Here is a 14,270-nt window from a genome sequence, read left to right on the forward strand (position 1 = left end):
ATTACCGAACAAAAAGTTTAACACTTGCGATAGGTTAAGGCTATTCGCGCAGCGTAGCGGAAAGGATTATGCTAAAGGCTGTTCTTATCACAGCGGTTAACGGAATCGGAATGAATAATAAAAAAAATCTTCTGGATATCAGGGATGTTGGCTTTCGTGTGGGTGATAACACCATCCTTCAGCACGTCGATTTTTGTCTTTCTCCGGGCGAATTTAAACTCATAACCGGCCCCTCCGGCTGCGGCAAAAGCACCCTCCTGAAAATCGTGGCTTCGCTACTGAGTCCAACGGAGGGAACCATCCTGTTTGAAGGGAAAGATATCGCCACGCTTACACCGGAAAGCTATCGCCAGCAGGTGTCATACTGCGTGCAAACGCCATCCCTGTTTGGCGACACGGTGTACGACAATCTGGTTTTCCCCTGGCACATCCGCAACCAAACGCCCGATCCGAAAAAGTTTGCGGACGATCTGACCCGTTTTGGGCTTCCGCCGGAGACGCTGACCAAATCGACTGCCGAACTGTCAGGCGGGGAAAAGCAGCGCGTCTCGCTGATCCGTAACCTGCAATTCCTGCCGAAGGTGCTTTTGCTGGATGAAATCACCAGCGCGCTGGATGACGCTAACAAGCGCAACGTCAATGAGATTATTCATCGCTACGTCCGTGAACAGGATATTGCCGTGCTGTGGGTGACGCACGATTCAAACGAAATTAGCCATGCGGATGATGTCATCACGCTCAGGCCGCAGGGCGGGAAAATGGAGGAGGCTCACCGTGGGTGAACATAACATAACCAACGAATCGCTGGCGCTGTCGATGGTCCTGGTGCTGGTGGCGATTGTGGTCAGCTACCGGGAGAAGCTGGGGCTGGAAAAAGATATTCTGTGGAGTATCGTTCGCGCGGTCATTCAGCTCATCATCGTCGGCTATGTGCTGAAATACATCTTCAACGTCAATCATGCCGTGCTGACCCTGTTGATGGTACTGTTTATCTGCTTTAACGCGGCATGGAACGCGCAGAAACGCAGTAAATACATCGATAAAGCGTTCCTCTCGTCGTTTATTGCCATCACCACCGGGACCGCGTTAACGCTGGCGGTACTGGTGCTCTCCGGCTCGATAGAATTTACGCCGATGCAGGTGATCCCCATTTCCGGGATGATTGCGGGCAATGCGATGGTGGCGGTCGGGTTATGCTACAACAATCTGGGGCAACGCTTCAGCAGTGAACAGCAACAGCTTCAGGAGAAGCTAAGCCTGGGCGCGACACCGAAGGTGGCCTCGGCGCGGTTGATCCGCGACAGCATTCGTTCTTCGCTGATCCCAACGGTGGATTCCGCCAAAACCGTGGGTCTGGTGAGCCTGCCGGGCATGATGTCGGGGCTGATTTTTGCCGGTATCGATCCGGTAAAAGCGATTAAATACCAGATTATGGTGACGTTTATGCTGCTCTCTACGGCGAGCCTGTCGACGATTATTGCCTGCTATCTGACCTATCGGAAGTTTTACAACGCGCGCCACCAGCTGGTGGTGACGCAGTTGAAAAAGACGGGGTAATATCGGCTTTTGTAGACCCGGCAAGCGTTAGCGCCACCGGGCATTTTTGTTAGTAAAGCAATGCGTACAGCTGACGACGATACTTAGACGCCAGCGCGTCACCGGTGCCGAGCGCGGCCAGGATCTCCTGGAACATCTTTCGCGCCTGACCGTCTGCGGCGCCCAGGTCCTTCTGAAGGTGGCTAAACAGCAGCTCCAGCGCCTCTTCATTACGCCCCACCTGATGAAGCTGAAGCGCCAGCTGGCTTGCCAGCGCGGCATCCGCCGGGTTGTCCGCAACCTGCTGCTGAAGTTGCTGAATTTCAGGGGTATCCGCCGCCTGTTTCAGCAGGTCAATCTGCGCCACCAGGCCCTGATAGCGGGTGTCCTGATCCTGCATCGGCACCGTTTTCAGCACGGCTTCCGCGTCTTCGGGGCGGTGCAGCGCAATCTGGGTCTCTGCCAGCAGCAGACCAATCTGGCTGTTCTGGTTCGACAGCTGCCACGCGTCTTTTAACAGAGGCAGCGCCTCGTTGTACTTGCCTTCCTGCATCAGCGCCATGGCTTCCTGCGCTTTCAGCTCTTCTTCGCGCGGCAGGACTTTATCCAGCAGGGCGCGGATCGCCTCTTCCGGCTGCGGCCCCTGGAAGCCATCCACCGGCTGACCGTTCTGGAACAGGTAGACGGTTGGGATCGCACGCAGGCCAAACTGGGAAGCCACCATCGGTTCGGCGTCACAATCCAGCTTCGCCAGAATGAATTGACCGTTGTACTGCGCGGCAAGGCTTTCCAGGACCGGCGTCAGCTGCAGGCAGTGTTGGCTGCGTTCAGACCAGAAGTAGAACAGCACCGGTGTAGTCATTGACTGTTCGAGTGTCTGTTGCAGGTTAGCTTCAGTTATGTTGACGATATTCTGTACGGACATGCGGCATTCTCTTTTATCGGTTTACTCTTTACATGGGGGTAAGCGTCGTCGCTTCAACTCAACCCTGCAAAATTTTGTCCATCATCCGCCCCGGCAGCAGGCGTTTCAACCAGCCGACGGCATGGGTCACCAGCGTCACCGGATAGCGCATTTTAGGGGTATCGCTCTCAAATGCGTGGCGCACTTTGGCAACCACGGCTTCTGGCCCAAGCGTAAAACGCGCCGCGATACCGGGATTTTCGACCGGTTGGTCCGCCTGCGTCTGGTTAACGTTTTCCGTAAAGCGGGTGCGGATGGGGCCCGGTTCAATCAGGCTGACCTTAATGCCGCTGTGGCGCAGCTCCATGCGCAACGCATCGGACCAGGCTTCAAGCGCATATTTACTGGCAGCGTAAGCCCCGCGTCCCGGCGTGGAGATCAGGCCCATCACCGAGGAGGTCATGACAATCCGCCCTTCGCCGTGCGGCAGCATGGCGGGGAGAAGGCGCATGGTGAGCTGATGCGCCCCAAAAAAGTTTGCGGAGAACTGCTGCTCCAGCTGTTCCCGCGAGAGGGTCTGTAGCGGGCCGTATACGCCATAGCCCGCATTGTTAAACAGACCGTAAAGACGGTTGCTGGTCAGGGCGATAACCTCATCGGCGGCCTGCTCCACGCTCTCTGGCGAATCGAGATCCAGCAGAATGCCGGTAAATCCCAGCCCTCGCATGCGTTCTACATCCTCGGGTTTGCGGCAGGCCGCCAGCACCCAAAACCCCTGACGTTTCAGTTCAAGGGCGCTCTCAAGGCCAATTCCGCTGGAACATCCTGTTATTAAGACCGATTTTTGCATAACTTTACCTGTCAGGTTCTCAGCTGTTTGACGAGTCATGTTTTACTAAAGGAGCCAGCCGGGTTGCCATCCAGTCGGCAATGAACGGCTGGGCATCGCGATTGGGGTGAATGCCATCATCCTGCATCCACTGGGGTTTCAGATAGACCTCTTCCATGAAAAATGGCAGCAGCGGAATATCAAACTCTTTGGCAAGCTTAGGATAGATCGCGCTAAACGCCTCATTATACCGACGGCCGTAGTTAGCGGGCAGGCGAATTTGCATCAGCAGCGGCTGGGCGTTAGCGGCCTTAATGGTCTGCAAAATAGTCCGCAGCGTTTGCTCCGTTTGCTGTGGCTGGAAGCCGCGCAAACCATCATTACCGCCCAGTTCGACCAGCACCCAACGCGGTTGATGCTGCTTAAGCAGGGCAGGCAGGCGCGATAAGCCTTGCTGCGACGTATCGCCGCTGATGCTGCCGTTAACGACAGACGCCCGGGACTGCCATTTATCATTGAGCAGGGCGGGCCAGGCCGCACTGGCCGCCATACGATAGCCCGCGCTCAGGCTATCTCCCAGAATCAATAACGTGTCCGCAGCCGCCGCGCGGAAGGTCATCAGCATCAAAAACAGGAAGGGCAAATGCCAGCGGAAAACATTGTTGAAGTTCATCGTCTTAAGAAGTCCGTCGGTCAGGGAGAACACGAGCTTTCCATCCTCACCGGAGTTGAACTCGTTGTCAAACGTGCCGAAACCATCGCCCTGATTGGCGAATCCGGTTCCGGTAAGTCCACGCTGCTGGCCATTCTCGCCGGGCTGGACGATGGCAGCAGCGGGGAAGTGAACCTGGTCGGCCAGCCCCTCCACGCGCTTGATGAAGAGGCGCGCGCCGCGCTGCGTGCCCGGCATATCGGGTTTGTCTTTCAGTCATTCATGCTGATCCCAACCCTCAACGCGCTGGAAAACGTTGAGCTGCCCGGCCTGCTGCGCGGTGAAAATACCCGCGAAAGCCGCGATCACGCCAAAGCGTTGCTGGAACAGTTGGGGCTGGGAAAACGTCTCGACCACCTTCCGGCACAGCTTTCCGGCGGTGAGCAGCAGCGCGTGGCGCTGGCCAGGGCGTTTAACGGGCGCCCGGAAGTGCTGTTTGCCGATGAGCCCACGGGCAATCTCGACCGTAAAACCGGGGACAAAATTGCCGATCTGCTGTTTTCACTCAACCGCGAACACGGCACCACGCTGATTCTGGTTACCCACGACCCGCAGTTGGCCGCCCGCTGCGACCGCCGCCTGCGGCTGGTGAACGGTGTTCTTCAGGAGGAAGCATGATTGCCCGCTGGTTCTGGCGCGAATGGCGCTCGCCCTCGCTGCTGATTGTCTGGCTGGCGTTGAGCCTGGCGGTGGCCTGCGTGCTGGCGCTCGGCAGCGTCAGCGATCGTATGGAGAAAGGGCTTAGCCAGCAGAGTCGGGAATTTATGGCGGGGGACCGGGCTCTGCAAAGTTCTCGCCCCGTGCCGCCGGGCTGGATTGAGGAAGCGCGCAAAGAGGGGCTGAAGGTGGGAGAGCAAATCACCTTCCAGACCATGACCTTTGCGGGCGACACGCCACAGCTTGCCAGCGTAAAAGCCGTGGATGACATCTACCCGATGTATGGTGACTTACAAACCAGTCCGCCGGGGCTAAAACCGGCCTCCGGTACGGTATTGCTGGCTTCGCGTCTGATGGCGCTGCTGAACCTGAAACCCGGCGACAGTATCGACGTCGGCGACGCGACCCTCAAAATTGCCGGGGAAGTGGTGCAGGAACCCGACTCCGGATTTAATCCGTTCCAGCTCGCGCCGCGCCTGCTGATGAACACCGCTGATGTGGCGAAAACCAACGCCGTCCAGCCGGGTAGCCGCGTCACATGGCGCTATAAGTTTGGCGGGACGCCTGCTCAACTGGAGGCGTATGAAAAATGGCTCCTGCCTCAGCTCAAGGCGGAACATCGCTGGTACGGGCTGGAGCAGGATGACGGGGCGCTCGGCAAATCCCTCGAGCGTTCTCAGCAGTTTCTGTTGCTGTCGGCGCTGTTAACCCTGCTGCTGGCCATTGCGGCCGTTGCCGTGGCAATGGGGCACTACTGCCGCAGCCGTTACGATCTGGTGGCGATACTCAAAACCCTCGGCGCGGGCCGGGCACAGCTGCGCAAGCTGATTGTCGGCCAGTGGCTGATGGTGCTGGCGCTGTCGGCTCTGACCGGCGGGGCGATAGGGCTGCTGTTTGAAAAGCTGCTGATGGTGCTGCTCAAACCGGTACTCCCTGCCGCGCTGCCGCCCGCCAGCCTCTGGCCGTGGCTATGGGCAATCGGCGCGATGACGGTGATTTCGCTGTTGGTAGGGTTACGCCCCTACCGGCTGCTGCTCGCCACCCAGCCGCTGCGCGTGCTGCGCCGGGATGTGGTGGCCAGCGTCTGGCCGCTGAAGTTCTATCTGCCGGTGATTATTGCGGTGGCAGTCGGGCTGTTGGCCTGGCTGATGGGCGGCAGTACGCTGCTGTGGGCGGTGCTGGCGGGCGCGGTGGTGCTGGCGCTGCTGTGCGGCGTGGTGGGCTGGCTATTGCTCAATCTTCTCAAAAAGCTGACGGTGAGATCGCTGCCGGTGCGGCTGGCGGTTAACCGACTGCTGCACCAGCCGTGGTCCACGCTCAGCCAGCTCTCGGCATTTTCGCTGTCGTTTATGCTGCTGGCGCTTCTGCTGGTGCTGCGCGGGGATCTGCTGGATCGCTGGCAGCAGCAGCTTCCGCCGGAAAGCCCGAACTATTTCCTGATCAACATTGCTCCCGAACAGGTGACGCCGCTGAAGGGGTTCCTGTCTGAGCATCACATTATTCCGGAATCGTTCTATCCGATCGTGCGCGCCCGCCTGACGCAGATCAACGGCCAGTCCACGGAGGGAAATAAGGATGAATCGCTCAACCGCGAACTCAACCTGACCTGGCAGGCGAAACGTCCGGACCATAACCCGATCGTTGCCGGCACCTGGCCGCCGAAAGCGGGGGAAGTGTCGATGGAGGAGGGGCTGGCGACACGCCTGAACGTGAAGCTCGGCGATAGCGTGACCTTTACCGGTGATACCCAGGATTTCACCGCCAAAGTCACCAGCCTGCGCAAAGTGGACTGGGAAAGCCTGCGGCCAAACTTCTTCTTCATCTTCCCGCCGGGCGCGCTGGACGGACAGCCCCAGAGCTGGCTGACCAGCTTCCGCTGGGAAAACGGTAACGGCATGCTGACGCAGCTTAACCGGGAGTTCCCGACGGTGAGCCTGCTGGATATCGGCGCGATCCTCAAACAGGTCGGGCAGGTGCTGGAACAGGTGAGCCGCGCCCTGGAGGTGATGGTGGTGCTGGTGACCGTCTGCGGCCTATTGCTGCTGCTGGCGCAGGTGCAGGTCGGCATGCGTCAGCGTCATCAGGAGCTGGTGGTCTACCGCACGCTGGGGGCCAGTAAACGGCTGCTGCGCGCCACGCTGTGGAGCGAATTTGCCCTGCTCGGGCTGGTGGCGGGCCTGGTGGCGGCCATCGGGGCGGAAACCGCACTGGCGGTGCTTCAGACGAAAGTCTTTGATTTTCCATGGGAGCCTGACTGGCGGCTGTGGCTCACGCTGCCTGTCTGCGGCGCGGTGCTGCTGTCCCTGTGCGGTGGCTGGCTCGGGACGCGGCTGTTGAAAGGTAAAGCGCTGTTCCGCCAGTTTGTCAGCTAGTTTACTTGCGTGATGATGACGCACCGGCATTTCTGCTGGTGTGTCATCACTTAATAGCACAAATCGTTAATGCCCATGCATTTAGTAGCACAAAACATTAAAAACCCGCCCACACAGCCCGAATTTTTCCGGTTAATATTCACCAGCTAAATATTTAGCAGCGTGTCTATCAAGGAAAAAGAATGACTATAAGAAAAACAGCGCTGGCGACAACGATCGGCGCAGCAGTGGCATTGGCTTCTTTCGCATCTCAGGCGGAAATCACCCTTCTGAAACAGGATCCGCAGGCGGGAAACCCGCTGAGCCGTCTGAACTTCACCGTTGGCGGCAGCATCCGTCCTCAGTTCCAGAACATGACCGGTGACGACGGCAAAAACGGCTACAAGCGTAACGGCTTTGACGGCGGTACCCGTTTCCGTTTCGCGGCAGACTACTACCTGTTCGATGACATCAGCTGGATCACCTACTACGAGCTGGGTGTGAACATTCCGGCGCAGTTTAACTGGGATAACCACTACGCCGACGGCGCGCACGATACTTCACGCCGTATGCTCTACACCGGTCTGAAGAGCGACACCTGGGGTACGCTGACCTTCGGCCAGCAGAACAGCGTGTACTATGACGTGGTGGGCGCGAAAACCGATATCTGGGACTACGACATGATTGGTCAGGCGTCGGGTAACGGGATCAACGGCGACTACGACGGCTCTTACCGTTCACGCCAGATGCTGAAGTACAAGAAAACCGTGGGCGATGCTGACATCTACGCCTCTTACCTGTTTGAAGACAGCGAATACCTGCCGGGCAACGGCCTGCGCTACAAGCGTAAAGGCGGCGGTTCACTGGGTATCGATTACCACCTGACCACCGATCTGACCTGGGGCGCAGCGTGGAACTACACCCGCGCGGACATGCGTAATCCGGACAACGGCGACAGCAAATCCTACGACCAGAACATTCTCGGCACCGCACTGAGCTGGACGCCGGATAACTGGACCTTCTCCGCAGGCGGCGGCTGGTATCAGAACTTCATGACCACCAAAAAAGTGTCCGTTAACGACTACTTCGCCGGTGATGCATGGGGTATTGAATACTTCGCAGGGTACAAATTCCCGGTCGGTCAGTATGCGGTGAAATCCATTCAGCCTTACTTCATGGGCGACCGCATTGAGTACGTGAACGGCCGTAACTACCAGCGCATCGACAACGGCGTGGGTATCAGCTTCCAGCTGGACTACGGTTTCCGCGTGGATTACGAACACGTGTTCACCTCCAGCACCGACAACCTGGGCGACATGAACCTGGTGCGTCTGCGTTACGACTTCTAAGTGGTTTGTTCCCCGGTGGCGCTGCGCTTACCGGGGCTACAAAAGCACGCGTAGGCCGGGTAAGGCGTAGCCGCCACCCGGCTTTTTTCAGCGATCAAGCCATTCGGCAATGTCTTCAAACGTCCCGCGATATACAATTTTCTCCGCCTTTTTCTCCAGCTGATAGCCGTACATCGGATCGTAATAGCACGCGTAGGCCGGGTAAGGCGTAGCCGCCACCCGGCTTTTTTCAGCGATCAAGCCACTCGGCAATTTCTTCGTACGTCCCGCGAAAAACAATCTTCTCCGCTTTCTTCTCCAGCTGATAGCCGTACATCGGGTCGTAATAGTCCTTCAGCAGCGGCACAAGCCAGCTGAAGTGCGCGTCAGTGCTTCCAGAGCGCTGTTGTTCCAGCAGCGCGGAATCTAATAGCGCGGTAAATTCCGCGAATCGTTGCAGCCCCAGACGACGGCGGATGGCGAACAGGCCGTGATGCAGGTATTCGCTGTAGGCTTTCCAGCCCGCTTCTTCACCGTAGGCGGCAGAAAAGTCGGCCCACATGTGGTCGAAATACTCTTCGCGCAGGCGCTCAAGACGGATCTCAAACGGATCTTCGACCACCACGACAGGCGCTTCCGCCATGCGGTCGCGCAGGCACTCCGGCAGGTGGTTAGAGCCAATCATCCGGCCCTCATCCTCCAGTACCCAGCGCGCGGCATCTTTTTTTAGCAGCTCGACGGCAAGGTGATTCTCGAAGCTCGCCTGAGAAAGTTGCGGGGTGAGCGTGCGGCCAAATGACGAGCCGCGATGGTGCGCCAGCCCTTCCAGATCGATGCCCTGCGCATGCTGCTTCACCAGCAGCGTTTTGCCGTTTCCGGTACAGCCACCGATAAGCACCATCGGTTTTTGTGACTGCTCAATCGTCACCTGAATTGCCGTCTGGCGCAGGGCCTTATAGCCGCCGCGGATCAGCGGATAATCGATTCCCGCCTCTTTAAGCCAGGCCTGGGAGATATGTGAGCGCTGGCCACCGCGCGCGCAGCAAAGGTAGCCCTCAGGATGGGCCAGGCTGGCTTCGCGCCAGGCGTTGATGCGCGCCTCTCGCGTCTCGCCGTTGACCAGGCTATGGCCGAGCGTCAGTGCGGCGTCCGGACCCTGGCGTTTATAGCAGGTGCCGACGGCGGCACGCTCGTCGTCGTTCATTAAGGGCAGGTTGAGTGCGGCGGGCATCGCACCCTGGACAAATTCGATCGGCGCGCGAACGTCGATTAAAGGGGTATCGGACGCGAGGATCGCGCGATAGTCCGTTCCATCGTTCATGGTGGTTCCAGAAGAAAGCTAAGCAGCAATGGGCGGGAATTGTACGCCGGGGAAGGGGAAGGTCAACTCCCCGGCGGGGGTTACTTACTTCAGTTTTGACTGCGCCCAGACAATCCCGCTCGCGTATTCTGGCGGCAGCAGGGGAACAATCGCTTCCAGCGTGGCGCTCAGGCGGTCCGTGTCGGTATCGTTCAGGTTCAGGTGGCCGACCTTACGACCCGGGCGCACCGCTTTGTCGTACCAGTGCAGGTGCACCAGCGGCAGCTTCAGCCAGTCGTAGTTCAGATCGGTGCCGATCAGGTTGATCATCACCGACGGGCTGGTCACCACCGGCTGCGGCAGCGGCAGGTCAGTGATGGCGCGCAGGTGCAGCTCGAACTGGCTGATGGAGGCACCGTTTTGCGTCCAGTGGCCGCTGTTGTGCACGCGCGGCGCAAGTTCGTTGATCAGCAGACCCGATGGCGTGACGAAACACTCCATCGCCATTACGCCCACATAGCCCAGCTCATGCATGATGGCAAAGAGCATCTCTTCCGCCTGCGCCTGCTGGTCAGCATTGGCCTGCGGGAAGGCGACGCTGGTGCGCAGAATCCCGTCCTGATGCAGGTTATGCGTTAGCGGGTAAAAAACGGTGTGCCCGTCATGCCCGCGCGCGCCCACCAGCGACACTTCACCGCTGAAGTTTATGCCCTGCTCAACGATGCACTCGCCGTAGCAGTCGTCCGGCAGCTCGGCGGTGTCGTTCGCGCGCAGGCGCCACTGCCCGCGACCGTCGTAGCCGCCGACACGACGCTTCACGATCGCCAGATCGCCCAGCATGGCGAAGACGTCATTCCACTCGCTTTTGTCGGACAACAGCTGCCACGGCGCGGTCGCAAGGCCGAGCTTGTCGAACAGCTGCTTTTGCGTGAGACGGTCGGCGATGATCGGGAAGACGTCGCGGTTCACAAAGGCGTTATGGCGCGCCAGCTCGCGGGTCAGGGCGGTTTCCGGCCAGCGTTCAATTTCGGCGGTGATCACGCTCTGATGGAACGGCACGGCTTCCGGCTCGGCGTCCAGCCCGACGGGCCAGACGGCAATACCCAGCGGCTCACCGGCCTGACGCAGCATCCGGCCAAGCTGACCATTACCAAGAACGCAAACCTGCTTCATGCTGCACCCCGCGGATCCGGGTTATCCAGCACCTCGTCGGTCTGGGCTTTACGCCACTCCGCCAGGCGTTGATGTAAGTCATTATCATGCGTCGCGAGGATCTGCGCGGCCAGCAGGGCGGCATTTGCGGCACCCGCCTTACCAATCGCCAGCGTACCGACAGGGATACCGCGCGGCATCTGGACGATAGAGTACAGGCTATCAACCCCGCTTAACGCGGCGCTCTGTACCGGCACGCCCAGTACCGGCACCAGGGTTTTGGCGGCAATCATGCCCGGCAGATGTGCTGCGCCGCCCGCACCGGCAATGATCACCTCGTAACCGTTCTCTTCGGCGCTTTCGGCGAAGCTGAACAGTTTATCCGGCGTACGGTGCGCGGAAACCACTTCGACGTGGTGCGGAACATTCAGGATTTCAAAGATTTCGGCGGCGAATTGCATGGTAGCCCAGTCGCTTTTGGACCCCATCACGATGGCGACACGCGCCGGATTATTGCGGGAAGACATGCGTCTTAAAACTCCTGTGGTGCGGAACACACTGCTTTCGAGGGCACAGAGAATAGCATGTAATACCGGCAAGGAAAACGGTTGCGTGGTCGTGAAATGGGCGAAAAAACGAGGAGGGTTAGAACGGGAAGGCGATCAATTCCACACCTTCCGGCGTGACTTTGACCATCGATCCTTCGCTGTGCCAGGCGCCTAAAACCACACGATGGGCGGGCTCGCCGTTGGCGATAAGGGAATGCACATCGGGACGATGGGTATGGCCGTGGATCAGCCACTGAACGCGATGCTTCTCCATCACCTTCACTACCGCCTGCGGGTTGACGTCCATGATGGTCATCGACTTGCTGCTATTGGCGGCCTTGCTGCCCGCGCGCATTCTGGCGGCGATGCGGTTGCGAATAAACAGCGGCAGGGCGAGGAACACTTTCTGGATCCACGGGGTATGAACTTTGGCGCGAAACGCCAGGTAGCCGGTATCGTCAGTGCAGAGCGTGTCGCCGTGCATGATCAGAATATTGCGGCCATAGAGGTCAAGCACCTGCTCTTCCGGCAGCAGCGTCATGCCGCTCTCGCGGGCGTAGCGCTGGCCGATCAGGAAATCACGGTTGCCGTGAATGAAATAGCAGGGGACGCCGGAATCCACCAGCGCTTTAATGGCCGCTGCCATCTCACGGTGCAGCGGGTTCGGATCGTCGTCGCCTATCCAGGCCTCAAACAGGTCACCCAGAATGTACAGCGCATCGGCGCTTTTCGCTTCACCGCGTAAAAAACGCAGAAAACCGGCGGTTATCGCCGGTTCTTCTGTTTGCAGATGCAGATCCGCAATAAAGAGTGTCGCCACGAATTACTCGCTGACGGTCACGCTTGTGATCACAACGTCTTCTTTAGGAACGTCCTGGTGCATACCGCTGCGGCCAGTAGAAACGGCTTTGATCTTGTCGACCACGTCCATGCCTTCAACCACTTCTGCGAATACGCAGTAGCCCCAGCCTTGCAGGCTTTCGCCAGAGAAGTTCAGGAAGTCGTTGTCCGCCACGTTAATGAAGAACTGTGCGGTAGCAGAGTGCGGGGCCTGAGTACGGGCCATTGCCAGCGTACCGCGGGTGTTTTTCAGGCCGTTGTTCGCTTCGTTTTTGATCGCTTCTTTCGTCTCTTTCTGGCGCATGCCAGGCTCGAAACCGCCGCCCTGGATCATAAAGCCGTTGATCACACGGTGGAAAATAGTGTTGTTGTAGAAACCTTCGCGGCAGTAGTCCAGGAAGTTTTTAACTGTTTCAGGCGCTTTGTCATCAAAGGTTTTGATTACGATATCGCCATGATTAGTGTGGAAAGTAACCATTTTTGCATCCTGTTCCGTTATTGTGGTGCGTCGACCCGTGCTCGGGTCACATATAGGGGCTTGTTATAGCATAACCACAGGACACGATCACCTTGCATTGTGTGCTGACCGTGCTCCGAATTATGGGTATTATAAGGAACAAACAATCCACACACGTGTTTACATGGAATCTTCGATGTTAAAAATCTTTAATACAATGACGCGCCAAAAAGAGGAATTTAAACCTATCCATGCCGGGGAAGTCGGCATGTACGTGTGTGGTATTACGGTTTACGATCTCTGTCATATCGGCCATGGCCGTACCTTTGTCGCGTTCGACGTGGTGTCCCGCTACCTGCGCTTCCTGGGCTATAACCTGAAGTATGTGCGCAACATCACCGACATCGACGACAAAATCATTAAACGTGCTAATGAAAATGGCGAAAGCTTTGTCGCGCTGGTGGATCGCATGATCGCCGAAATGCACAAGGATTTTGATGCCTTGAATATTCTGCGCCCGGATAGCGAGCCGCGTGCGACCCACCATATTCATGAAATCATTGAGATCACCCAAAAGCTGATCGAGCGCGGTCACGCCTATGTGGCAGACAACGGCGACGTGATGTTCTCGGTGCCGACGGACCCAACCTACGGTGCGCTTTCCCGCCAGGATCTGGACCAGCTCCAGGCCGGTGCACGCGTGGACGTGGTTGACGTGAAGCGTAATCCGATGGACTTCGTGCTGTGGAAGATGTCCAAAGCGGGCGAACCGAGCTGGCCGTCCCCGTGGGGCGAAGGGCGTCCGGGCTGGCACATTGAATGTTCCGCAATGAACTGCAAACAGCTGGGCAACCATTTCGACATTCACGGCGGCGGTTCGGATCTGATGTTCCCGCACCACGAAAATGAAATCGCGCAGTCCACCTGTGCTCACGGCGGCGAGTACGTGAACTACTGGATGCACTCCGGGATGGTGATGGTTGACCGCGAGAAGATGTCGAAATCGCTGGGTAACTTCTTCACCGTGCGCGACGTGCTGAAGTATTACGACGCGGAAACCGTGCGCTACTTCCTGATGTCCGGCCACTATCGCAGCCAGCTGAACTACAGCGAAGAGAACCTGAAGCAGGCGCGCGCTGCGCTGGAGCGTCTGTATACCGCACTGCGCGGCACCGACAGGTCTGTTCCGGCCGCTGGCGGCGAGGCGTTCGAAGCCCGCTTCGTTGAGGTCATGAACGACGACTTCAACACGCCGGAGGCCTACTCCGTGCTGTTCGACATGGCGCGTGAGGTGAATCGCCTGAAGTCAGAAGATATGGTGGCGGCGAATGCGCTGGCGTCGCATCTGCGTAAGCTCTCTTCCGTGCTCGGCCTGCTGGAGCAGGAGCCGGACGTGTTCCTGCAAAGCGGCGCGCAGGCGGACGACGGTGAAGTAGCGGAAATTGAAGCACTGATTAAAGCGCGTCTGGAAGCGCGTCAGGCGAAAGACTGGGCGGCGGCGGATGCGGCGCGTAACCGTCTGACCGAGATGGGTATTATTCTGGAAGATGGCCCCCAGGGCACCACCTGGCGTCGTAAGTAAGTCCGTAATGCCCGGTGGCGCTTACGCTTACCGGGCCTACAGGTGAAAGTAGGCCGGGTAAGGCGTAGCCGCCA

The 14,270-nt window shown here is 58.3% G+C and carries 15 protein-coding genes; 6 read left to right on the plus strand and 9 right to left on the minus strand.

From position 1 onward, the window contains the following. The first annotated feature begins 110 nt into the window (after window positions 1–110). Entirely contained in the window at window positions 111–782 is a 672-nt protein-coding gene (fetA, locus tag ACOT1A_RS13525; protein ID WP_023305606.1) for an iron efflux ABC transporter ATP-binding subunit FetA, read from the plus strand. Then, complete coding sequence (gene fetB, locus ACOT1A_RS13530) at window positions 775–1,557, plus strand: iron efflux ABC transporter permease subunit FetB (RefSeq protein ID WP_022647290.1); 783 nt, start codon at window positions 775–777, stop codon at window positions 1,555–1,557. Before fetA ends, fetB begins: the two co-directional genes overlap by 8 nt. A gap of 49 nt (window positions 1,558–1,606) precedes the next feature. On the opposite strand, the gene ACOT1A_RS13535 is transcribed toward fetB, so the two are convergent. Genes ACOT1A_RS13535 through tesA form a run of 3 tightly spaced genes read right to left on the minus strand, consistent with a single transcriptional unit; the run spans window position 1,607 to window position 3,942 of the window. Further along, window positions 1,607–2,461, minus strand: coding sequence for a co-chaperone YbbN (locus ACOT1A_RS13535; RefSeq protein WP_276170056.1), 855 nt, complete (start codon window positions 2,459–2,461; stop codon window positions 1,607–1,609). Window positions 2,462–2,519: 58 nt separating this feature from the next. After that, window positions 2,520–3,329, minus strand: a complete 810-nt coding sequence (locus tag ACOT1A_RS13540; RefSeq protein WP_096216772.1) for an SDR family oxidoreductase — start codon at window positions 3,327–3,329, stop codon at window positions 2,520–2,522. Then, window positions 3,310–3,942 (minus strand): multifunctional acyl-CoA thioesterase I/protease I/lysophospholipase L1, encoded by a 633-nt coding sequence (gene tesA / locus ACOT1A_RS13545; protein ID WP_003858933.1) that lies wholly within the window; start codon window positions 3,940–3,942, stop codon window positions 3,310–3,312. Before tesA ends, ACOT1A_RS13540 begins: the two co-directional genes overlap by 20 nt. On the opposite strand from tesA, the gene ybbA reads away from it, so the two are divergent. From ybbA to ACOT1A_RS13560, 3 genes are all read left to right on the plus strand, one after another. Then, entirely contained in the window at window positions 3,913–4,599 is a 687-nt protein-coding gene (gene ybbA, locus ACOT1A_RS13550) for a putative ABC transporter ATP-binding protein YbbA (RefSeq protein ID WP_006809828.1), read from the plus strand. The two genes, tesA and ybbA, sit on opposite strands and share 30 nt — an antisense overlap. After that, window positions 4,596–7,010 carry a putative ABC transporter permease subunit YbbP gene (gene ybbP / locus ACOT1A_RS13555; protein ID WP_105322512.1) on the plus strand — a complete coding sequence of 805 codons (2,415 nt, stop codon included), beginning with the start codon at window positions 4,596–4,598 and terminating at the stop codon, window positions 7,008–7,010. The genes ybbA and ybbP overlap by 4 nt, the downstream gene beginning before the upstream one ends. A gap of 182 nt (window positions 7,011–7,192) precedes the next feature. Beyond that, window positions 7,193–8,338, plus strand: coding sequence for a porin (locus ACOT1A_RS13560; protein ID WP_105322513.1), 1,146 nt, complete (start codon window positions 7,193–7,195; stop codon window positions 8,336–8,338). An 87-nt stretch (window positions 8,339–8,425) separates the two neighbouring features. On the opposite strand, the gene ACOT1A_RS13565 is transcribed toward ACOT1A_RS13560, so the two are convergent. The 6 genes from ACOT1A_RS13565 to ppiB form a co-directional block, all read right to left on the minus strand. Next, on the minus strand, window positions 8,426–8,578 hold the full coding sequence (locus ACOT1A_RS13565; protein ID WP_154816810.1) for a hypothetical protein: 153 nt from the start codon (window positions 8,576–8,578) through the stop codon (window positions 8,426–8,428). Then, the gene (gene mnmH, locus ACOT1A_RS13570; protein WP_022647297.1) at window positions 8,568–9,638 is read right to left on the minus strand and encodes a tRNA 2-selenouridine(34) synthase MnmH; all 1,071 of its coding nucleotides are present in this window, start codon (window positions 9,636–9,638) and stop codon (window positions 8,568–8,570) included. Before mnmH ends, ACOT1A_RS13565 begins: the two co-directional genes overlap by 11 nt. An 84-nt stretch (window positions 9,639–9,722) precedes the next feature. Further along, window positions 9,723–10,790 carry a 5-(carboxyamino)imidazole ribonucleotide synthase gene (gene purK, locus ACOT1A_RS13575; protein WP_105322514.1) on the minus strand — a complete coding sequence of 356 codons (1,068 nt, stop codon included), beginning with the start codon at window positions 10,788–10,790 and terminating at the stop codon, window positions 9,723–9,725. After that, a complete protein-coding gene (gene purE / locus ACOT1A_RS13580) occupies window positions 10,787–11,296 on the minus strand; it encodes a 5-(carboxyamino)imidazole ribonucleotide mutase (RefSeq protein ID WP_023299481.1) in 510 nt (169 codons plus the stop codon). Before purE ends, purK begins: the two co-directional genes overlap by 4 nt. 118 nt (window positions 11,297–11,414) lie before the next feature. Next, entirely contained in the window at window positions 11,415–12,137 is a 723-nt protein-coding gene (gene lpxH, locus ACOT1A_RS13585; protein ID WP_038415557.1) for a UDP-2,3-diacylglucosamine diphosphatase, read from the minus strand. Between the two features lie 3 nt (window positions 12,138–12,140). Beyond that, window positions 12,141–12,635 carry a peptidylprolyl isomerase B gene (gene ppiB / locus ACOT1A_RS13590; protein ID WP_000256009.1) on the minus strand — a complete coding sequence of 165 codons (495 nt, stop codon included), beginning with the start codon at window positions 12,633–12,635 and terminating at the stop codon, window positions 12,141–12,143. A 175-nt stretch (window positions 12,636–12,810) separates the two neighbouring features. On the opposite strand from ppiB, the gene cysS reads away from it, so the two are divergent. Then, window positions 12,811–14,196: a cysteine--tRNA ligase gene (gene cysS / locus ACOT1A_RS13595; RefSeq protein ID WP_193132192.1), complete on the plus strand. Its 1,386-nt coding sequence runs from the start codon at window positions 12,811–12,813 to the stop codon at window positions 14,194–14,196. Window positions 14,197–14,270 lie beyond the last annotated feature (74 nt).

The sequence above is a fragment of the Enterobacter cloacae complex sp. SYL003 genome (assembly GCF_049236925.1).
In the GTDB taxonomy this organism is placed as follows: Bacteria; Pseudomonadota; Gammaproteobacteria; order Enterobacterales; family Enterobacteriaceae; genus Enterobacter; species Enterobacter intestinihominis.